Annotated in this window: 20 protein-coding genes; 14 read left to right on the top strand and 6 right to left on the bottom strand. The window is 72.8% G+C overall.

Annotated elements, in window-relative coordinates:
• On the top strand, positions 1 to 447 hold the full coding sequence (locus tag JAO84_RS16745) for a heat shock protein transcriptional repressor HspR (protein WP_265865157.1): 447 nt from the start codon (positions 1 to 3) through the stop codon (positions 445 to 447).
• Positions 448 to 506: 59 nt separating this feature from the next.
• Here the strand turns inward: JAO84_RS16745 and JAO84_RS16740 are convergent, their stop codons facing one another.
• Positions 507 to 1,511 (bottom strand): helix-turn-helix transcriptional regulator, encoded by a 1,005-nt coding sequence (locus JAO84_RS16740; RefSeq protein WP_370413611.1) that lies wholly within the window; start codon positions 1,509 to 1,511, stop codon positions 507 to 509.
• A 321-nt stretch (positions 1,512 to 1,832) separates the two neighbouring features.
• Here JAO84_RS16740 and JAO84_RS16735 point away from each other — a divergent pair, with 321 nt between their 5' ends.
• Complete coding sequence (locus JAO84_RS16735; protein ID WP_128984295.1) at positions 1,833 to 2,168, top strand: (2Fe-2S)-binding protein; 336 nt, start codon at positions 1,833 to 1,835, stop codon at positions 2,166 to 2,168.
• A gap of 118 nt (positions 2,169 to 2,286) precedes the next feature.
• On the opposite strand, the gene JAO84_RS16730 is transcribed toward JAO84_RS16735, so the two are convergent.
• Positions 2,287 to 2,700, bottom strand: a complete 414-nt coding sequence (locus JAO84_RS16730) for a pyridoxamine 5'-phosphate oxidase family protein (RefSeq protein ID WP_265865159.1) — start codon at positions 2,698 to 2,700, stop codon at positions 2,287 to 2,289.
• A 142-nt stretch (positions 2,701 to 2,842) separates the two neighbouring features.
• On the opposite strand from JAO84_RS16730, the gene clpB reads away from it, so the two are divergent.
• A complete protein-coding gene (gene clpB, locus JAO84_RS16725) occupies positions 2,843 to 5,434 on the top strand; it encodes an ATP-dependent chaperone ClpB (RefSeq protein WP_370413610.1) in 2,592 nt (863 codons plus the stop codon).
• Between the two features lie 26 nt (positions 5,435 to 5,460).
• On the opposite strand, the gene JAO84_RS16720 is transcribed toward clpB, so the two are convergent.
• Positions 5,461 to 5,907, bottom strand: a complete 447-nt coding sequence (locus tag JAO84_RS16720; protein WP_370413609.1) for a hypothetical protein — start codon at positions 5,905 to 5,907, stop codon at positions 5,461 to 5,463.
• A gap of 104 nt (positions 5,908 to 6,011) precedes the next feature.
• Between JAO84_RS16720 and JAO84_RS16715 the strand changes: the two genes are divergently transcribed.
• Entirely contained in the window at positions 6,012 to 6,557 is a 546-nt protein-coding gene (locus JAO84_RS16715) for a YbjN domain-containing protein (protein WP_370413608.1), read from the top strand.
• 7 nt (positions 6,558 to 6,564) lie between these two features.
• Here JAO84_RS16715 and JAO84_RS16710 read toward each other — a convergent pair whose 3' ends face one another.
• From JAO84_RS16710 to JAO84_RS16700, 3 genes are all read right to left on the bottom strand, one after another.
• Positions 6,565 to 7,815, bottom strand: coding sequence for a hypothetical protein (locus tag JAO84_RS16710; protein WP_370413607.1), 1,251 nt, complete (start codon positions 7,813 to 7,815; stop codon positions 6,565 to 6,567).
• 55 nt (positions 7,816 to 7,870) lie between these two features.
• Complete coding sequence (locus JAO84_RS16705) at positions 7,871 to 9,616, bottom strand: NlpC/P60 family protein (RefSeq protein WP_370413606.1); 1,746 nt, start codon at positions 9,614 to 9,616, stop codon at positions 7,871 to 7,873.
• Between the two features lie 67 nt (positions 9,617 to 9,683).
• On the bottom strand, positions 9,684 to 10,862 hold the full coding sequence (locus JAO84_RS16700; RefSeq protein ID WP_370413605.1) for a pyridoxal phosphate-dependent aminotransferase: 1,179 nt from the start codon (positions 10,860 to 10,862) through the stop codon (positions 9,684 to 9,686).
• Between the two features lie 160 nt (positions 10,863 to 11,022).
• On the opposite strand from JAO84_RS16700, the gene JAO84_RS16695 reads away from it, so the two are divergent.
• From JAO84_RS16695 to JAO84_RS16650, 10 genes are all read left to right on the top strand, one after another.
• Complete coding sequence (locus JAO84_RS16695) at positions 11,023 to 11,232, top strand: hypothetical protein (RefSeq protein ID WP_370413604.1); 210 nt, start codon at positions 11,023 to 11,025, stop codon at positions 11,230 to 11,232.
• Between the two features lie 362 nt (positions 11,233 to 11,594).
• A complete protein-coding gene (locus tag JAO84_RS16690) occupies positions 11,595 to 12,113 on the top strand; it encodes a DUF2617 family protein (RefSeq protein ID WP_265865166.1) in 519 nt (172 codons plus the stop codon).
• Between the two features lie 75 nt (positions 12,114 to 12,188).
• A complete protein-coding gene (locus JAO84_RS16685; protein ID WP_370413603.1) occupies positions 12,189 to 13,961 on the top strand; it encodes a spermidine synthase in 1,773 nt (590 codons plus the stop codon).
• 88 nt (positions 13,962 to 14,049) lie between these two features.
• The gene (locus JAO84_RS16680; RefSeq protein ID WP_370413602.1) at positions 14,050 to 14,829 is read left to right on the top strand and encodes an SRPBCC family protein; all 780 of its coding nucleotides are present in this window, start codon (positions 14,050 to 14,052) and stop codon (positions 14,827 to 14,829) included.
• A gap of 53 nt (positions 14,830 to 14,882) precedes the next feature.
• On the top strand, positions 14,883 to 15,677 hold the full coding sequence (locus JAO84_RS16675) for an aldose 1-epimerase (protein ID WP_370413601.1): 795 nt from the start codon (positions 14,883 to 14,885) through the stop codon (positions 15,675 to 15,677).
• 32 nt (positions 15,678 to 15,709) lie between these two features.
• Entirely contained in the window at positions 15,710 to 16,249 is a 540-nt protein-coding gene (pyrE, locus tag JAO84_RS16670; protein WP_265865169.1) for an orotate phosphoribosyltransferase, read from the top strand.
• Positions 16,250 to 16,444: 195 nt separating this feature from the next.
• Positions 16,445 to 17,467 carry a class II fructose-bisphosphate aldolase gene (gene fbaA, locus JAO84_RS16665; protein WP_370413600.1) on the top strand — a complete coding sequence of 341 codons (1,023 nt, stop codon included), beginning with the start codon at positions 16,445 to 16,447 and terminating at the stop codon, positions 17,465 to 17,467.
• A 93-nt stretch (positions 17,468 to 17,560) separates the two neighbouring features.
• Positions 17,561 to 18,718: a MalY/PatB family protein gene (locus tag JAO84_RS16660; protein WP_370413599.1), complete on the top strand. Its 1,158-nt coding sequence runs from the start codon at positions 17,561 to 17,563 to the stop codon at positions 18,716 to 18,718.
• Between the two features lie 58 nt (positions 18,719 to 18,776).
• Entirely contained in the window at positions 18,777 to 20,303 is a 1,527-nt protein-coding gene (locus JAO84_RS16655) for an MFS transporter (protein ID WP_370413598.1), read from the top strand.
• 15 nt (positions 20,304 to 20,318) lie between these two features.
• A complete protein-coding gene (locus tag JAO84_RS16650; protein WP_370413597.1) occupies positions 20,319 to 20,732 on the top strand; it encodes a DUF3151 domain-containing protein in 414 nt (137 codons plus the stop codon).
• Positions 20,733 to 20,764: the final 32 nt, after the last annotated feature.

Below are 20,764 nucleotides of genomic sequence, written 5' to 3'. Positions count from 1 at the left end.
ATGGACCGTCGCCGGAACCCCTATGAACTGACCGAAGAGACCCCGGTGTACGTCATTTCGGTGGCGGCCCAGCTCTCCGGCCTGCACCCGCAGACGCTGCGTCAGTACGACCGCCTCGGCCTGGTCTCGCCGGACCGCACGGCGGGCCGGGGCCGGCGCTACTCGGCCCGGGACATCGAGCTGCTCCGCCAGGTGCAGCAGCTGTCCCAGGACGAGGGCATCAACCTGGCCGGCATCAAGCGCATCATCGAACTGGAGAACCAGGTCGCGGCGCTGCAGGCCCGGGTGGCCGAGCTGTCGACGGCGGTCGAGGGCGCGGCGGCGGCCATGCGCCAGCGCGAGGCCCAGGTGCACGCCTCGTACCGGCGTGACCTGGTCCCGTACACGGACGTGCAGCAGGCCAGCGCGCTGGTGGTCTGGCGTCCGGGCCACAAGCGCGGCGAGTAGCGCTCCTCATCTCAAGAAGCCCCCTTCGCTCCGGCGGAGGGGGCTTCTGCGTGCCGAGGCTAGCTGTCCGCGTCGAGGATGCCCGAGCGCGCGATCAGATAGCCGAGCTGGGCGCGGCTGCCGCTGCCGAGGGCGGCGGCGAGCTTGGCGATGTGGGCGCGGCAGGTGCGCACGTTCATGCCGAGGCGGCGGGCGATGGCCTCGTCGACATGGCCCTCGACGAGGAGCTTGGCGATGGAGCGCTGGACGCCGCCTATGCCGTCCACGGAGGGCGTGTAGGGCACTTCCTCCTCCCAGGGGGCGCCGTGCAGCCAGAACTGGTCGAAGACGCCGACGAGATACTGCACGAGGCCCTCGTGGCGCAGTTCGAGCGCGACCTGGCGGTCGCTGCGGGCCGGCACGAAGGCGACCTTCCGGTCGACGATGATCAGCCGGTCGATGATCTCCTCGAGGGTGCGCAGCTCAAGGCCGTAGGGAGCGACGCGTTCGACGTAGGCCAGGGTCGCGGGGTGGTGCCGGGCGGTGTGCTGGTAGAGCGTGCGCATACGGACCCCGCGGTCGAACAGCGGCTCCATCCGGCGCAGGGCCTTTTCGAGGGTCTCGGGGCGCCGTCCGCTGCCGGGCTGGATGGTGAGCAGTTCTTCCGTGCACTCGCTGATGACGCGGTCGAGGGTCGCGTTGATCGCGCCGAGGCCTTCGAGCACGGTGATCGCGCTGCCGGTGGAGGATTCCCGGGTGCTCATCGCCAGGAACGGCTCGAACGCGTCGGCCAGGGCGATGGCCTGGTGTCGCCCGGTCTGGATCTCCTGCTCGATCGGATGTATGAGCCGGTTGAGGGCGACCGAGGGCGGCACCGGATACAGCCACTCGGCGTCGTCCGGGTCGGGGCGGAGCAGGACGAGTTCGGTGAGGCACGGTGCTGCATCGGCTTCGGCGCGGGCGAGGCGACCCGTCCGCAGAGCACGTGCATACAGCTCTTTGGCCACGTCGCACAGTTCCCCGCGACTGTGGTTATGTCCGGATTCGCTGGATTCTCGCCCCATTTGCACCCCCCTCAGGGTCATGAATTACAGGAACATGATGCCCGGCGCGGCTGGTGCAGGGGTCGATCGTGGGCCATCGTTTTGGACGCGGGGGGGAGGTAGTGATCAAAAGAGGTGGAGATCGGCCATGACCAGGATGGTTCGTGCACTTGGCGCCATAGCCGTTGCGGCGGCTGCTCTCGGCGCACTCGCCCTGAGCGGCGAGCCCTCGTGGGAGGTTCCCCCGTCGCTTTCCGTGATGGCGGAGCCGAATGAGCCCTCGTGGGAGAGCACCCCTGCGAACGTCGTCCTCGCATCTCCCGGTGAGCCGTCCTGGGAGTTCACCCCGGCGGGCCAGGAAGCATGATCGTCCCGCCGGACGACCGGTCCTTCCGACGGGAGATGGCCTCGGCCTATCGCTCCGGCTGGCACTTCATCGATCTCGTCACGGCCATCCCCCACCGTGGTGACTCGCTGATGGTGACCCTGTTCGGAGAGCCGATCGTGGTCGCTCGTGAGCAGGACGAGGACGTCCGGGCCTACCGGTGTCTTCGCCGCCCCCGCGGCGCCCCACAGCCCGTCCGCTGTGCCATCCGGTACGGCATGATCTTCGTCAATCTCGATCAGCGCGACCACCAGTTGGTCGAGTCCCCACTGGTCGGGACCGAGACCATCACCGCCACCCCCCGCAGTGCCTGAACGATTCCCCCGTCGTTGTAGATCGTTCAGGTGCTTCCCCCACACAGCGGCGCCATCGCGGACCTGAAACGCGATGGCGCCGCTGTGCTTTCCCGTACAGGCGTAGGGCCGGCCGGCCTCAGGCGCGGCCCATCGCGCGGGTCAGCGCGATCTCGATGACCACCCGGTCCGGGTTCGGCGTCGGGACCCGGTTGTAGCGCGCCGCGTAGCGGTCCACCGCGTCCGCGACGACCTCCGCCTCGGTGCGGATCCGCGCCACGCCCTCCAGGGTGGCCCAGCGCCCCTTGTCCACCTGGCAGACCGCGACCCGCGCGCCCTCCGCGCCCGCCGCCAGGACGTTGGCGACCTTCCGGCTGTGCTTGTTCGTGATGACCCGGGCGATGCCCTTCTCGCCGCCCTCGGGGTCGTACGTGACACCCACCGCCACCACGTGCGGGGTGCCGTCCGGCCGGGGCGTGGTCAGCGTGCACATGTGGTACTCGCGCCAGAAGCTGAGGTACGAGTCGGTGGGCTTGCTCGGATCGATGGCCATGCCCCGGAAACTACTCCCGTCCTCGCCCTCGTCGATACCTTGAGCGGAATGGACTCAACTTTGTGTACGCTGGAAGAGTCATAAAGAAGGAGTCGTCGCAAAGTCGTCGAGAGCCGCCGTATCCGAGGAGGAGACCCCGCACGTGGACGCCGAACTGACCAACAGGAGCCGGGACGCGCTGAACGCGGCGAGCAGCCGCGCCGTGTCCCAGGGGCACGCCGATCTGACCCCCGCGCACTTGCTGCTGGCCCTGCTGGCAGGCGCGGACAACGAGAACATCACCGATCTGCTGGCCGCCGTCGAGGCCGACCAGGCCGCCGTACGGGCCGGGGCGGAGCGACTGCTCGCCGCGCTGCCCAGCGTCACCGGGTCCACGGTCGCGCCCCCGCAGCCCAGCCGTGAGCTGCTCGCCGTCATCGCCGACGCCGACGCCCGCGCCAAGAAGCTCGGCGACGACTTCCTCTCCACCGAGCACCTGCTGATCGGCATCGCCGCCAAGGGCGGCCGGGCCGGCGAGCTGCTCGACGGGCAGGGCGCCACCGCCGCCCGCCTCCAGGACGCCTTCGCCAAGACCCGCGGCACCCGCCGGGTGACCAGCGCCGACCCCGAGGGCTCGTACAAGGCCCTGGAGAAGTTCGGCACCGACTTCACCGCCGCCGCCCGCGAGGGAAAGCTCGACCCGGTCATCGGCCGCGACCACGAGATCCGGCGCGTCGTCCAGGTCCTCTCCCGCCGCACCAAGAACAACCCGGTCCTCATCGGCGAGCCCGGCGTCGGCAAGACCGCCGTCGTCGAGGGCCTCGCCCAGCGGATCGTGAAGGGCGACGTGCCCGAGTCGCTGCGCGACAAGCGCCTGGTCTCCCTCGACCTCGGCGCGATGGTCGCCGGCGCCAAGTACCGCGGCGAGTTCGAGGAGCGCCTGAAGACCGTCCTCTCCGAGATCAAGGAGAGCGACGGCCAGATCATCACCTTCATCGACGAGCTGCACACCGTCGTCGGCGCGGGCGCCGGCGGCGACTCCGCCATGGACGCCGGCAACATGCTCAAGCCGATGCTGGCCCGCGGCGAGCTGCGCATGGTCGGCGCCACCACCCTCGACGAGTACCGCGAGCGGATCGAGAAGGACCCCGCCCTGGAGCGCCGCTTCCAGCAGGTCCTGGTCGCCGAGCCGTCCGTCGAGGACACCGTCGCCATCCTGCGCGGCCTCAAGGGACGCTACGAGGCCCACCACAAGGTCCAGATCGCCGACTCCGCGCTGGTCGCCGCCGCGACCCTCTCCGACCGCTACATCACCTCCCGCTTCCTCCCCGACAAGGCCATCGACCTGGTCGACGAGGCCGCCTCCCGGCTGCGCATGGAGATCGACTCCTCGCCTGTCGAGATCGACGAGCTCCAGCGCACCGTCGACCGGCTCCGGATGGAGGAGCTCGCCCTCTCCAAGGAGACCGACGAGGCCAGCCGCCAGCGCCTGGAGAAGCTGCGCCGCGACCTCGCCGACCGCGAGGAGGAGCTGCGCGGCCTCACCGCCCGCTGGGAGAAGGAGAAGCAGTCCCTCAACCGGGTCGGCGAGCTCAAGGAACAGCTCGACGGGCTGCGCGGCCGCGCCGAGCGCGCCCAGCGCGACGGCGACTTCGACACCGCCTCCAAGCTGCTCTACGGCGAGATCCCGACCCTGGAGCGCGAGCTGGAGGCGGCGAGCGAGGCCGAGGCCCAGCAGGAGGCCGCCAAGGACACCATGGTGAAGGACCAGGTCGGCCCGGACGACATCGCCGATGTCGTCGGCGCCTGGACCGGCATCCCCGCCGGCCGCCTCCTGGAGGGCGAGACGCAGAAGCTGCTGCGCATGGAGGACGAGCTCGGCCGGCGCCTGATCGGCCAGAGCGAGGCCGTGCGGGCCGTCTCCGACGCGGTGCGCCGCACCCGGGCCGGCATCGCCGACCCCGACCGGCCCACCGGCTCCTTCCTCTTCCTCGGCCCCACCGGCGTCGGCAAGACCGAGCTCGCGAAGGCCCTCGCCGACTTCCTCTTCGACGACGAGCGGGCCATGGTCCGCATCGACATGTCGGAGTACTCGGAGAAGCACTCCGTCGCCCGTCTCGTCGGCGCGCCCCCCGGCTACGTGGGCTACGAGGAGGGCGGCCAGCTCACCGAGGCCGTCCGCCGCCGCCCGTACAGCGTCGTCCTCCTGGACGAGGTGGAGAAGGCCCACCCCGAGGTCTTCGACATCCTGCTCCAGGTCCTCGACGACGGGCGGCTCACCGACGGCCAGGGCCGGACCGTGGACTTCCGCAACACCATCCTGATCCTGACGTCCAACCTGGGCAGCCAGTTCCTCGTCGAACCCCTGACGGGGCCGGAGGAGAAGCGGGAGCGGGTCCTGGAGGTCGTCCGGGCGAGCTTCAAGCCGGAGTTCCTGAACCGGCTCGACGAGATCGTGGTCTTCTCCGCCCTGGAGCGGACCGAGCTGGCCCGCATCGCCCAGCTCCAGATCGACCGCCTGGCCCGCCGTCTCGCCGACCGCCGCCTCACCCTGGAGATCACCCCGGAGGCCCTCGCCTGGCTCGCGGAGGAGGGCAACGACCCGGCCTACGGCGCCCGCCCGCTGCGCCGCCTGATCCAGACCTCGATCGGCGACCGCCTCGCCAAGGAGATCCTGGCGGGCGAGGTCCGCGAGGGCGACACGGTCCGGGTGGACCGCTTCGAGGAGGGGCTGATCGTGGGGCGCGCGGAGTAGGGCCCGGGGCCCCGGGGCCCGGAAGGCTAGGAGTCGTAGGCCGTGACGCGTACGAGGGCGGTGTCCCCGCCCTCGTACCGCACGTGGATCCCGACCTCGTACGCCCACCCGGCCTTCGGCGGGTACGAGACGTGGAGCCCTTCCGCGTACGACGAGGCCTCCGCCGCGGGATAGGTTCCGGCCACCCAGCCGGCCACCTCGGCGGCGGGCATCCGGAACTGTGCCTCGACGTAGGTGTCCTGCCAGTGCATCGCGGTGCAGTGCGCGTCACGGGCACTGCGCGGCAGCGTGGCCCACGCGTAGTCCAGCGCCTTCCCGCAGTCCACGGGCTGCTCCCTGGTCGACTCCGAGAACGAGTACGCGCCCCAGGCCAGGCACCCGGCCGGCAGCAGCAGGAGCCCGCTCAGCCCCAGCGCGATCCAGATCCAGCGGTGCGAGCGACGCTTCCCCGTGTCCGTCTCCTTGACCCCCATGGGTCGAGATCATGTCAGCCCGCAGCTGATCGCGCCGTGGGGACTTGCCACGCCCCGCCCGCCATGGGGGAGGATGGCGGGCATCCGTACGAAGGGAAATCCCGGTGAGCATCGACCCGTCCTCGATTCCTAATTTCGGGGCACAGCCCCAGCCTCAGGCCGGAGGACCGGCGGGCCCCGTCGTCCCCGACCAGGACCTGGTCAAGCAGCTGCTCGACCAGATGGAGCTGAAGTACATCGTCGACGACGAGGGTGACCTCGCGGCGCCGTGGGAGGACTTCCGCACGTACTTCATGTTCCGCGGCGAGGCCGAGCAGCAGGTCTTCTCGGTCCGCACGTTCTACGACCGCCCGCACGCCGCGGACGACCGGGCCAAGATCCTCGACGCGATCGACGACTGGAACCGGCGCACCCTGTGGCCCAAGGTCTACACCCACCTGCACGAGGAGGAGGACGGCTCCGCCACCCTCCGTCTCATCGGTGAGGCCCAGATGCTGATCGGCACCGGCGTGGCCCTGGAGCACTTCGTGTCCTCCACCGTCAGCTGGGTCCGCGCGTCGATCGAGTTCGACAAGTGGATCGTCGAGCAGTTCGGCCTGGAGTCCCCGGAGGACAAGGCGTCCGGCGACGGCGAAGGCGACGCCGAATAGCCACGGGCTACAGGGCCATGCGCGCGAGCGTCAGCGCGTACGGCGCATAGGCGAAGGAGAGCCCGGCCAGGCCCGCGATCACCACGATCGCGGCGCCCGGCCGGGCTCTCGTCATCGCGCGGGCCAGCGGCAGCAGCAGCGGGAAGGCCGGCAGCAGGAAGCGCGGCTTCGACTCGAAGAAGCCCGAGCCGCCCACCGTGATCAGGACGAGGACCCCCGTGTAGACGAGCACCGGCAGCGGCGGCCGCTCCGCCCGCTCCCCGCTCACGAGCAGCGCGAAGAGCAGCACCCCCGCCCCGGTGATCACCAGGGCCATCGCGAAGCCGAACTGGGTGGTGCCGGTCAGCATGTCCCGTACGAAGCGGAGCGCGCCCCGCCCGAAGTCGAAGCGCGAGGTCCAGCCGTCCTGCACGGCGAAGTAGCCGCCGAGCAGATCGCCGCGCCGGGCCCCGACCCACAGCAGGTACGAGAGCCAGCCGACCGGCGCGAGCACGGCCCCCGCCCACACCGGCGGGGCGACCCGCCCGCGCCGCCGCCACAGCTCCAGGCCGGCGGCGGCGAGCACCGCGGCGGCGATGGCGACCCCGTTGGGCCGGGACAGACCGGCCAGCGCGGCCAGCGCCCCCGCCCACAGCCAGCGCCGGGTCAGCAGCGCGTACAGCGCCCAGGCCGCGAAGGCGGTCATCAGCGGCTCGGTGTACGCCATGGACAGCACGATCGAGTGCGGAAGGAGTCCCCACAGCAGCACGGTCAGGACGGCCGTGCGGCGGCCGGCGAGCCGCTCCGCGACCAGGAAGATCCCCCAGGCCGCGGCCCCGGCGGCCGACCAGGACAGCAGCAGCCCGGCCGTGCCGCCGCTGATGGGCAGCACGCCGGTGACGGCCCGGACGAGCCCCGGATAGAGCGGGAAGAACGCCAGGTCGGACTGGACCACCCCGTCCGGCCAGGTCAGCGTGTGCCCGTAGCCGTGCGCCGCGATCCGGGTGTACCAGTCGGAGTCCCAGGACTTCGCGAGCAGCGCCCGCGGGGAGCGCCCGATGTGCCGGGCCCACAGGGCGAGCACCAGTATTCCGGTGAGCCGGGCCGCGGCGAAGAGCCCGAGGGCGGGGGCCGCCCGGCGCAGCGACGCCCGCCACCGGGGCGCCCGCCACCACGGTGCCCGCCGTACGGGTGGGGCGGCGGGCGCGGCGGCGGACGCCGGCCGGTCGAGGGTCTCGGCGGACAGGGGGCACCTCCGTGCGCACGGCGAACCGATCATTACCCGACAAATCGGTTTACCTGAAGGGCGCCGCCGGGTGCCGGAAGCGCGCCCGTCAGAAGCGCCGGATCACCCGCAGCTTGTCGGTGTAGAGGTCGCCCGGCGCCCCGTTCAGGACCGACTTGCCGCCGACGTCGCCGATGGTCGGCCCGTTCGGCGTCTTGCGGCTGGAGACGAAGCGCTGCTTGCCGTACCCGTCCACGCCCAGATAGATCCCGATGTGACCGCCCGCGTCCGAGGACTCGTCGGTGTCGAAGAAGACCGTGTCGCCGATCCGCAGCCCGTCGAGCGACGGCGCCTGACCGGTGGCCTCGGCGACCACCACACCGGGCCCGGAGGCCGCGAGGTCCTTCGACTCGCGCGGCAGCCGGCCGCCGCCGAACTGCTGATAGCGGACCATCGGCAGGCCCAGGTGGTAGCCGTAGACCATCCGGACGAAGCCCGAGCAGTCCAGGCAGCCGTCGAAGTCGGGGTTGGCGTCCCAGTGCTCGCCGCTCTCGGCGAAGTCCCAGTCGAGCCCCATGAACTGGTGGAAGTCCGCCCCGACCTTGCGCAGCCCGGTCACCGGGTCGGCCTTGCTGTACCCGGCCGTGCCCAGCACCCGCGCGCCCTGCCGCGCCGGATCGGTGACGTCCGGGGCGTACGGCCGGTACATCGAGCTGTACGCGAGGACGTCGGGGGAGGTGTCCCCGGCCCAGGCCCGGATCCGCTGCTCCACCGCGGGCGTCCACGTGCCGTCGTACGGCTCGGGCAGCACCCGCACCCAGGTGTCGTGGGTGACCAGCGGCGGGTCGGCCCACAGCGCCGAGTCGATCCGGAAGTCGTACACCCGGGCCTGCGGGCTCACCGTCGCGCCGAGCGAGGACAGACCGCGTACGCCGACGGTCCCGGCGCCGAACACCTTGGCCGGGTCCGGCTCCGGGTCGCGCACCGCGTGCTGCCAGCCGGTCGGCTCGGTCACGCCCGTGCCGTGCTTCCAGGCCCGCGCCCGCAGCACGTCACCGGCCTTCTCGACCCGCACCCACCAGTGGTCGAAGGCGGCGAAGCCGCTGCCGACCGTGACCGCCGTGCCGAGCACGGTCGAGACGTCGGCCAGCTCCTTCTCCAGGACCAGCTGCACCTCACCGGCCGGGGTCACGACGAGCCGGGCCCGGTAGTGGTTGTTGACGTCCTGCGCGCCGAACACGAGCGCGAGCGAGACGGGCGCGCCGGCCGGCAGCCGGTCGAAGGAGAACCGGGCGGCCGCGGAGAGGTCGCCGATGCCGTGGTCCGGCAGCAGCGCGTAGCGGCTCTTGTTGGGAGCCAGGGTGATGGCGGCCCGGCCGGACTCCAGGAAGTAGTCGGCGTCCGTGCCGTTCACGTGCGACCAGGTGCCGCCGCCCGGCGACATACCCCAGCCGCCGGTCGGCGGGGTCCGCGAGAAGGCGTCGGCGACGGCCTTCTTCTGCTCGGTGAACCAGCGCCGCGGCCCGCGCACGGTCACCGTCCGCGCCCCGGTGGTCAGCGTGGCGAGCACGCCGCCCGCGTCGGACACCTCCAGACCACCGGGCAGCGCCCGGGTGGTCAGCGCGCCCGCCGGGTGCGCCGTGAAGTGCCACGGGTCGGTCGGGTCGACCACCATCGGCAGCCGCCCGTCCGCGCCGCCCGGCCCGGCGAGCCCCGCCACGGTCGCTGTGGCCGCGGTCGCTGTTGCCGCGGTGGCCGGCGCCGCCGCGGCGAGCGGCAGCGCCCCGCCCGCCGCCACCCCGGCCAGCGTGCCCAGCAGCGCGCGGCGGCTGGGCGTGAACTCTCCTCTGGACATGCGTCCCCCCTGCTCCGAACGGCCGTCCGCCACTCGGAGGCCGGTCAGTCCGGGACCCTACTTGCGGCTAACTCATCCGCTTCAGCCGGTCCACCGCCTCCTGGAGGACCTCCGTCTTCTTGCAGAACGCGAACCGCACGAACGGCGCGCCCTCCTCGCGGTGGTCGTAGAACACGGCGTTCGGGATGGCGACCACGCCGGCGCGTTCGGGGAGCGCGCGGCAGAAGGCGAAGCCGTCGGTCTCGCCGAGGGGACGGATGTCGGTGGTGACGAAGTAGGTGCCGGCCGGGCGGTGCACGCCGAAGCCGGCCGCGGTCAGGCCCTCGCTCAGCAGGTCGCGCTTGGCGAGGAGTTCGGCGCGCAGGCCCTCGACGTACGTGTCCGGGAGGCGCAGGGCCTCGGCGACCGCGTACTGGAACGGGCCGGAGGAGACGTACGTGAGGAACTGCTTGGCCGAGCGGACGGCGGCGGTCAGCTCGGGCGTGGCGGTGATCCAGCCGACCTTCCAGCCGGTGAAGGAGTACGTCTTGCCGGCCGAGCCGATGGTGACGGTGCGCTCGCGCATGCCGGGCAGGCTGGCGAGCGGGATGTGCTCGGCGCCGTCGAAGACCAGGTGCTCGTACACCTCGTCGGTGACGACGAGCAGGTCGCGCTCCTGGGCGAGCTCGGCGATCGCGGTCAGCTCGGCGCGGGTGAGCACGGTGCCGGTCGGGTTGTGCGGGGTGTTGAGCAGGATCAGCCGGGTCCGGTCGGTGACCGCCGCCCGCAGTTCGTCCAGGTCGAGGGCGAAGGCGCCGTCGTGCGGGCGGAGGGTGACCGGGACGCGGGTGCCGCCGGCCATGGCGACGCAGGCGGCGTACGAGTCGTAGTACGGCTCCAGGGCGATCACCTCGTCGCCCGGTTCGACGAGCGCGAGCAGCGCGGCCGCGATCGCCTCGGTGGCGCCGGCGGTGACCAGGACCTCGCGGTCGGGGTCGTACTCCAGACCGTAGAAGCGCCGCTGGTGCTCGGCGATCGCGGTGCGCAGCTCGGGCACGCCGGGGCCGGGCGGGTACTGGTTGCCGCGTCCGTCGCGCAGGGCGCGGACGGCGGCCTCGCGGATCTCCTCCGGGCCGTCGGTGTCGGGGAAGCCCTGGCCCAGGTTGATCGAACCGGTGCGGGCGGCGAGCGCGGACATCTCGGCGAAGATCGTGGTGCCGAACTCCGCGAGCCGGCGGTTGAGCAGCGGTCGTGTCATGGGCGCCATCCTGGGCCGAAGCTCTGGACTTGCTCAAGTGCGCTTTGACGCTCTCCGGGGCGGGAATCCCCCTCGCACAGGCGCCGAACAGGCGCCGAGTGGGCCGAACAGGCATCGGGGCCGGTCGTCGACCGGCTCCTCACTGACGGGGGACGACATGGAAGTCTTCGTGGTGTTCGCACTCATCGTGCTCGTGGTCGTCGGCTTCTCGGCGGCGTCGGGCGGCAGCTCCCGCCGACGGCGCCGGCGCCGTCGCGGCGGCTGGTCGAGCGGCGGCGGCAGTGGCGGCGGCTGCGGCTCGTCCTCGTGCGGGTCCTCGTCCTGCGGTTCGTCCTCGTGCGGGGGTGGCGGCTGCGGCGGAGGCGGCGGCGGCGACTGAGCGGTGCGCGGCGCCGTGACCGAGCGGCGCGTGGGGAGTGTGCCCGGGCGGGTTGGTGTGCCCGGGCAACGGCCTTGGGTGATCGTTCTGTTGGGTGATGGTGGGAACCATTGGGCGATTGTGGGAATCCCGCGATCGAATCCGACTGAACAGTTGAACCGAGAGGCCCCCGAGGGGATGGAAACCACGCCAAGTTGGGCAAAAACGCTGTGAGCCGACCATGGTTCGTGATTCCCTCGCTGTCGAGAACATCCAGCCCTCGGACCGTGTGTGGACCCGAGCCGGCGATCCCCACTCCCGGTCGAGACCTCGACCGGGACGCCCCCGGCCCACCCGTCAAACCGTGTTTGCGGAGCCGATCCATGCTCACCACCCTGAAGACCTCCTACACCGATACCCGCGCGGCCGACCTGGCCTGGGCGCTGGGGCGCGATCCGCTGCCCGCGCTCGCGGTGCTCGACCTCGAACTCGCCGGAGCGAAGCTGCAGTTGCGGCTGCTCGGCGCCTCCCACCAGGTGCTCCTGGAGGAGGAGAGCCGCAGTTGCTCGGAGACCGTCGCCTGCATGCCCGGCAGCAGCACCCCGCTGCCGCTCGGTGTGTCCAAGCGGGTGGGCGAGTGGGAGTACGAGTTCGCCGCCCGCGTGGAGACCCTCACCCAGGGCTCGTTCGCGGGCCGCGCACAGGAGTTGCTCGCGCTCGTCGCCGACCATCCGCACGGCCTCGCGGGGACCTTCCCCGGCTCGCCGCACGCCTTCACGGCGATGCTGGCGCAGCGCCACGAGGGCCAGGTGCGCTGGCGCACCTGGCACGCCTACCCGCAGGAAGGGCAGTTGGTCGTGACCCGGACCCGGATCGGTGCGCGTATGCCCGCTTCGCTCTGACGCGCCGTACATATGCCTCAGGTGCACTCGTGTGGGTGACTGGCGGCGACGAAAATGTGACGTAGCGTTACGAACATGATCGACCCGCCCGTGACCATGACCCTGCCGCCCAAACGGGCGGCGCGGTCGCCCGAGCGGCCGACCGCGGTGCGCTACCCGGTCCTGGCGGTGGTGTTCGTGTGCGCCGCCTGCGGCCTGGTCTACGAGCTCGAACTGGTGGCGCTCGCCTCCTATTTGATCGGCGACTCGGTCACCCAGGCGTCCGTCGTGCTGTCCGTCATGGTCTTCGCGATGGGCCTCGGCTCGCTGCTCGCCAAGCGGCTGCGCTGCCGTGCCGCGGTCGGCTTCGGCCTGGTCGAGGGCGGTCTCGCGCTGATCGGCGGCTGCTCGGCGATGGTGCTGTACGCGTCCTTCGCCTGGCTCGGCGAGTCGCGCTGGGTGCTGGTGGGGTTCTCGCTGGCCATCGGCGTGCTGACCGGGGCGGAGATCCCGCTCCTGATGTCGCTGATCCAGCGGGCGGAGTCGTTCCGGGCGGAGTCCTTTCGGGCGGCGCCGGGGGGCGGGGGCGGTTCGTCCGTCGGGGGCTCGCCGGCCGGATCCGGCGGCGGTCCGTCCGCCGCCGGACCGGGCGTCGGCGGGGCCGAGCACCGCAGGCGGCGGCCCGAGTCGCACGACGCCGCCGGGACGGTCGCCGACCTGTTCGCCGCGGACTACGTCGGCGCGCTCGTCGGCGGCCTCGCCTTCCCGTTCCTGCTGCTGCCCTGGCTCGGACAGCTCACCGGCGCGCTGGTCACCGGCGCGGTCAACTCGATCGCCGGCGGCGGCCTGGTGCTCTGGCTGTTCCGGCACGACCTGACGGCCCGTTCGCGCGCCCTGCTCGTCGGCGCCAACCTGTCCGTCCTCGCCGTGCTCGCCACCGCGACCGTCCTCGTCGACGACTTCGAACAGGCCGCGCGGCGCGCCGTGTACGGCGACAGCATCCGGGTCGCCATCCACACCGAGCTCCAGGAGGTGGTGGTCACCGGCAGCCGCGGCGGCCCGCCCGATCTGTTCCTGGACGGCCGGCTGCGGGTCGGCGGCCGCGACGAGTACCGCTACCACGAGGCCCTGGTGCACCCCGCGATGAACGGGCCGCACGGCCGCGTGCTGATCCTCGGCGGCGGCGACGGCCTCGCCGCCCGCGAGGTGCTGCGCTACCCCGACGTGGACGCGGTCACCGTCGTCGAACTCGACCCGGGCGTCGCCCGGCTGGCCCGCACCGACCCCGGCCTCGCCGCGCTCAACGAGCGGGCCCTCCACGACCCCCGGGTCACCGTCGCCTACGGGGACGCGTTCACCTGGCTGCGCTCGGTCCGGCCCGTGCAGGAACGGTACGACGTGGTGATCTCCGACCTCCCGGACCCGGGCATCACCGCCGGCGCCAAGCTCTACTCGGAGGAGTTCTACGGGCTCGCGGCCGGCGCCCTCGCCGACGGCGGGCGGCTCGTGGTGCACGCGGGCTCGGCGACGGCCCGGCCCCGCACGTACTGGACGGTCGACGCCACCCTGCGCGCCGCGGGGTACGCCACCCGTCCGTACGGCGCCGGCGGCCGCACCGGCGGGGTGACCACCGGGCCCGACCGGGCCGGCCGCTCCACCGGCGGCGCGCCGCCCGCCGGGGGCGGGTGGGGCTTCCTGCTCGCCGCGCCCGGCTCCGTACGGCCCTCGCTCGGTCTCGACGTGGCGGCGCCGCAGTTGCGCTCGCTGACCGTGCAGGGGCTGCGGGTGGCGGAGCGCTGCGTCGAGCGCAGCCGTACGGAGGAGACGGACGCCCTGCCGCCCTCGACGCTGGTGCACCCGCGCTACTGACCGAGCCCGCGCCGGGGCGCAACGGGCCGGGGCGGCCGGGGGCGCAAACAGGCGACGGGCGGGCCGGGCCTGAGTAGGCTCGGCTCCCATGGAGCATGAGGTGTTCGTCCCGGTCCCGGCCGAGGTCCTGCGCGACACGCTGACGGACCCGGCCCGGGTGGCGCGCTGCGTCCCCGGGTTCCAGCAGGACACCGACGGGACGGCCGGGCCGCTCGCGGGCCGGCTCAAGGTCCGCGTCGGCGGCAACACCATCACCTACCGGGGCGCCCTGCGGCTCACCGAGCACGGCGGGCGCTTCGCCGTCGAGGGCGAGGGCACCGAGGTGCGCGGCAAGGGCACCGCGGCGCTCGCCCTGACCCTGGCGCTCACCCCGGTGGCCGAGGGCACCACGATCGGCTTCACCTGCCGGATCACCACGGCCGGCCGGCTCGCCGACACCGACGCGGAGGCCCGCGCCGTGGCGGGCGCGCGGTTGCTCGACCGGTTCGCGGAGGCGCTGGCCGCCGTCTCGGACGTGGCGGCGGAGGTCGCCGCCGAGGAGGCGGCCGAGGTGGCGGCGGCCGCCGGTGAGGCCGACAGCGACGACGACGGGGTGGACGACGGCGTGGAGGAGCCCTTCGCCGCCCCGGCGCCGGCGGACGACGACGCCGCCGGACAGCCCGCCGAGGCCGCGCACGCCCGCCGCACCATGATCGGCCGCAGCGCGGAAGAGGTCGACCACGCCCCGCCCCGCGGCCGCTACGCCCCCGTCCCCGCCGCCGAATCCACCGGCCCCACCGCCACCCTCCGCTGGATCGCCCCCGCCGCCGCCCTGGCCCTCGCCTCCGCCGTGGTGGTCGGCCGCGCGCTGCGGAAGCGCCGCGGCTGAACGGTGGCCCGACCGGGCGGCGGGAAGCCTCGTACACGCCTTAGGGTCGGGGCGTGAGCACTCTGACGCGACTGACGGCCGGCGACGCCGAGTTGACCATCGATCCGGAGCACGGCTGCCGGATCGACAGCCTTCGTATCGGCGGCACCGAGCTGCTGCTGCCCGGCGAGCGCCACGGCAGCTTCGTGATGGCGCCGTGGGCCGGGCGGACCGGGTACGGGCGGTTCCGGGACGGGGCCGTCGAGCACCAGTTGCCGGTCAGCGCGCACGCCGCGCCGCACGCACTGCACGGCACGGTGCGGGACGTCGCGTGGAAGACCGCGTACGTCACGGAGACCGCGGCCGCCTTCACCACCGAGCTCGCCGAGCCCTGGCCGTACGCCGGGAAGGTCACCCAGGTCGTCGAGCTGGGCGAGGACGCGCTCACCCTCCGGCTCGGGATCGAGACGCTCGACGCCTCGTTCCCGGCGCAGGCCGGCTGGCACCCCTGGTTCCGGCGCAGCCTCGACGGCGGGCCCGAGGTCGAGCTCGGCTTCCACCCGGCCTGGCAGGAGGAGCGCGGCGCGGACCACCTGCCCACCGGGCGGCGCATCGACCCGCTCCCGCGCCCCTGGGACGACTGCTTCGGCATGCCGGAGGGCGTCGACGTCACCCTCACCTGGCCGGGCGCGGTGGAGCTGAGGATCACCAGCGACGCCCAGTGGGTGGTGGTCTACGACGAGCCCGCCGACACGGTCTGCGTCGAGCCCCAGTCGGGCCCGCCGAACGGCCTCAACACCCTCCCCCGCCTGGTCACCCCCATCGACCCCCTGGAGGTCACCACCACCTGGAGCTGGCGTCGGCTGTGAGCCCCCACCGCGTCCCGGCTTAAGCTCATGGCATGACTGACGTACGCGCCGATCTGCTCCAGCAGATCAAGGACAAGGCCGTGGTGCACGGCAAGGTGACCCTCTCCTCGGGTCTCGAGGCCGACTACTACATCGACCTCCGCCGGATCACGCTCGACGGCGAGGCGGCCCCGCTGGTCGGTCAGGTCATGCTCGACCTCACCAAGGACCTGGACTTCGACTGCGTCGGCGGTCTGACGCTCGGCGCCGACCCGGTCGCGACCTCGATGCTGCACGCCTCCGCCGCGCGCGGCGAGCGGCTCGACGCCTTCGTCGTCCGCAAGGCGCAGAAGGCCCACGGCATGCAGCGCCGTATCGAGGGCGCCGACGTCAAGGGCCGCCGCTGCCTGGTGGTCGAGGACACCTCGACCACCGGCGGCTCCCCGCTGACCGCGGTCGAGGCCGTCCGCGAGGCCGGTGGCGAGGTCGTCGCCGTCGCGACGATCGTCGACCGCGGCGCCGCCGACGCGATCGCCGAGGCCGGCCTGCCGTACCTCACCGGCTACCGGCTGTCCGACCTCGGCCTGGCCTGACCCGCCTGACCCGATCGGCTCTGACCTGGGGTTTTGTGAAAGGGCGGGGTGTTTCACGTGAAACACCCCGCCCCTTCGTGTGCCTCGCCGGTGGGCCCCCGTGCCGGAGTCTGGAAGGATGGGGGCGACGATGACGTCGCCCCCCAGGTCAGGGACAGCACACGCACCTACCCGCACATCACAAGGAGCGGACGAATGCCCATCGCAACCCCCGAGGTCTACAACGAGATGCTCGACCGGGCGAAGGCAGGCAAGTTCGCCTACCCGGCCATCAATGTCACCTCGTCCCAGACGCTCCACGCCGCCCTGCGCGGCTTCGCGGAGGCCGAGAGCGACGGCATCATCCAGATCTCGACCGGTGGCGCCGAGTTCCTGGGCGGCCAGTACAACAAGGACATGGTCACGGGCGCCGTTGCCCTGGCCGAGTTCGCGCACATCGTCGCCGCGAAGTACGACATCACGGTCGCCCTGCACACCGACCACTGCCCGAAGGACAAGCTGGACGGCTATGTCCGCCCGCTGCTCGACATCTCCGCCGAGCGCGTGAAGGCCGGCCAGAACCCGCTGTTCCAGTCGCACATGTGGGACGGTTCCGCCGAGACCCTGGCCGACAACCTGGCCATCGGCCAGGAGCTGCTCGCCAAGGCCGCCGCCGCCAAGATCATCCTTGAGGTCGAGATCACCCCGACCGGTGGCGAGGAGGACGGCGTCAGCCACGAGATCAACGACGAGCTGTACACCACCGTCGATGACGCCCTGCGCACCGCCGAGGCCCTGGGCCTGGGCGAGAAGGGCCGCTACCTGCTCGCCGCCTCCTTCGGCAACGTCCACGGCGTCTACAAGCCCGGCAACGTCGTGCTTCGCCCCGAGCTCCTCAAGGACCTCCAGGCGGGCGTCGCCGAGAAGTACGGCAAGACCTCCCCGTTCGACTTCGTCTTCCACGGCGGCTCCGGCTCCACCGCCGAGGAGATCGCCACCGCGCTGGAGAACGGCGTCGTGAAGATGAACCTCGACACCGACACCCAGTACGCCTTCACGCGTCCGGTGGCGGACCACATGTTCAAGAACTACGACGGTGTCCTGAAGGTCGACGGCGAGGTCGGCAAGAAGTCCACCTACGACCCGCGCACCTGGGGCAAGCTCGCCGAGGCCGGCATGGCCAAGCGCGTCACCGAGGCGTGCGCGGCGCTGCGCTCGACCGGTACGAAGCTGAAGTAAGCGCCTGACCCAGGCGTAGTTGTACGACGGGCCCGGCACCACGAGAGTGGGGCCGGGCCCGTCGGCGTTCCCGTGTACTCACAAGGGGTGGAGATGTTCGACTTCGACCGCGCGATAGACCGGCACGGCACCTCGTCCGTCACCTGGGACGGCGCCGCCGAACGCTTCGGCGTCCCCGGCCTGCTGCCCTTCACCGTCTCCGACATGGACTTCGCCTCCCCGCCCGCCGTCCTGGAGGCCCTGCACGCCCGGATCGACCACGGGGTGTTCGGCTACACCGACTGGCGGCTCGGCGCGTTCCGGGAGGCCGTACGGGACTGGTACGCGCGCCGCCACGGCACCGCGGTCGACCCCGAGGCCATGGTCTTCGCGCCCTCCGTGCTCAGCCAGCTCTCCCAGCTCCTGCGCATGTGGACCGAGCCCGGCGACGGCGTCGTCGTGCACACCCCCACCTACGACGGCTTCCGCAAGGTCGTCACCGGCCTCGGCCGCGAGCTGCGCGGGGTGCCGCTGGACGACCCGGAGGCCCTGGAGCGCGAGCTCGCCCGGCCCGACAGCCGGATGCTGCTGCTCTGCTCCCCGCACAACCCGACCGGGCGGGTGTGGCGGGCCGAGGAGCTGAAGGAGTTCGCCCGGCTCGCCGAGCGGCACGGCGCCGCCGTCGTCAGCGACGAGATCCACGCCGACCTCACCCGCGCCGATCACGCCCACACCCCGTGGACGGCCGTCGCCGAGCCCGGGCGGGGCCGCCGCTGGGCGCTCGTCACCTCCGGCACCAAGGCCTTCAACTTTCCCGCGCTCTCCGGCTCGTACGGCTTCCTCGGCGACCCGGACGAGCGCGTCACGTTCCTCGGGCGCATGGAGAACGGTGAGGGCCTCGGCTCCCCGGCGGTGCTCTCGCTCACCGCGCACGTCGCCGCGTACCGGCACGGCGAGCCCTGGCTGGACGCGCTGCGCGGCTATGTCGCCGGCACCATGGGCATGGTCGCCGAACGCCTCGCCGCCGGGCTCCCCGAGCTCGACTGGACCCCGCCGCAGGCCGGCTACCTCGCCTGGATCGACCTGCGCCCGCTCGGCATCGACGAGACCGCGCTCCAGGAAGAGCTGATCACGAAGGAGAAGGTCGCGATCATGCCGGGCGGCGTCTACGGCACCCCCGGCTTCGTCCGCCTCAACCTGGGCTGCCCCCGGGCCAAGGCCGAGCGGGGCGTGGACGCGCTGATACGGGCGGCGACCCGGCTGCGCCACTGACCGTACGGGCCGGCCGTGATCGGTCGCGGGGTCCGGCGGATCGGGGGACCATGCAGGCATGACCGACACGGCGGGCACGGCGGGCGCGGCACCCGGTCTGGGGATCCGGCTGGCCTCGGGCACGGGCCGCTGGGTGGTCTTCACGACCGTCCTCGGCTCCGCGATGGCGATGCTCGACTCCACCGTCGTCAATGTCGCCCTGCCGCACATCGGCGAGGACCTCGGCGCCGACCTGGCCGACCTGCAGTGGACCGTCAACGCCTACATGGTCACTCTCGCGGGCCTGATCCTGCTCGGCGGGGCGCTCGGCGACCGCTACGGGCGGCGCAAGGTCTTCGTGGTCGGCGTGGTGTGGTTCGCGGCGGCCTCGCTGCTGTGCGGGCTCGCCCCGAACGCCGGGGTGTTGATCGCGGCCCGCGCCCTCCAGGGCGTCGGCGGGGCGCTGCTCACCCCGGGCTCGCTCGCGCTGATCCAGGCCAGCTTCCACGAGGACGACCGGGCGAAGGCCGTCGGCCTGTGGTCCGGGTTCGGCGGGGTCGGGGCGGCGATCGGGCCGTTCGTCGGCGGCTGGCTGGTGGACGGGCCCGGCTGGCGGTGGGTGTTCCTGTTGAACGTGCCGCTGGCGCTGATCTGCGTGCCGGTGGCGCTGCGGCACGTTCCGGAGTCCCGGGACGGGACCGTGCGCGGCCGGTTCGACGCGCTTGGCGCGGTGCTCGGCGCGGCGGCGCTCGCCCTGGTCACGTACGCGCTGATCGCGCAGATCTGGTGGCCGGGTGTCGTGGGCGTCCTGGTCGGCACCGGCTTCGTGCTCGTGGAGCGGCGGCGCGGCGAGGGCGCGATGATGCCGCCGTCGATCTTCCGGTCCCGGACGTTCACCGCGGTGAACCTGGTGACGCTGTGCGTGTACGCGGCGTTCAGCGGTTTCTTCTTCCTGGCCGCGCTCCAGCTCCAGGTGGTGTCCGGCTACTCGGCGCTGCAGGCCGGCACCGCGCTGCTGCCGACGACGGTGCTGATGCTGCTGCTCTCGGCGAAGTCGGGCGAGCTCGGCGAGAAGACCGGGCCGCGGCTGCCGCTGACCGTGGGCCCGCTGCTGTGCGCGGCGGGGATGCTCCTGATGCTGCGGGCCGGGGAGGACGCCACGTACCTGACCGACGTGCTGCCGGCCCTGCTGGTGCTCGGGCTCGGCATGACGATGCTGGTGGCGCCGCTCACCGCGACCGTGCTCGCCTCGGTCGACGTGTCCCGCTCGGGCCTGGCCAGCGGCATCAACAACGCGGCGGCCCGGGCGGCCGGCCTGATCGCCGTCGCGGCCCTGCCGCTGCTCGCGGGCATGGGCCCGGAGGCGTACCGCTCGGCGGAGGAGTTCGGCGCGACCTTCCGCCGGGCGATGCCGATCTGCGCCGGCGTCCTGGTGGCGGGCGCGATCCTCGCCTGGACCACCCTCCGCACCCCGGCCCACGCGCGCTGCCACCCGGAATGCAAGGTCCACTGCGGCGTCACCGCCCCACCCCTGGACCCGGGCACGGAGGCGACCCCGGAGGCGGCCACGGACCCGGGCACGAACCGGAGCCCGGGCGCGGCCTGAGGCAGACTGGGCCCCATGGCCATCCACGAGAACCTGCTGGGGGGACCGCCCCCCACCCACCTGCCCGACGACCCGGAGCCCCGTGAGCTCCTGGCGAGCGGGGCCGCGCCCGCCGACGTCGCGGCGAAGTACCCGACCTCCTCGCTCGTGTGGGCGCAGCTCGCCGACGACGCGTACGAGGGCGGCCGCGTCATCGAGTCGTACGCCTACGCCCGTACCGGCTACCACCGCGGCCTGGACGCGCTGCGCCGCAGCGGCTGGAAGGGCCACGGCCCGGTGCCGTGGGAGCACGAGCCGAACCGTGGCTTCCTGCGGGCCCTGCACGCTCTGGCCCGGGCGGCCGGGGAGATCGGGGAGAAGGAGGAGTTCGAGCGCTGCACGACCTTCCTGCGCGACTCGTCGGAGACGGCGGCCGACACCCTGGGCTGACCGCCCGAACCCTTTCCTGACGGCGCCCCCGA

The sequence above is a fragment of the Streptomyces fradiae genome (genome assembly GCF_041270065.1).
Lineage (GTDB): Bacteria > Actinomycetota > Actinomycetes > Streptomycetales > Streptomycetaceae > Streptomyces.
Note: the sequence above shows the minus strand (reverse complement) of the source record. Positions and strands in the feature narration are given on the sequence as shown.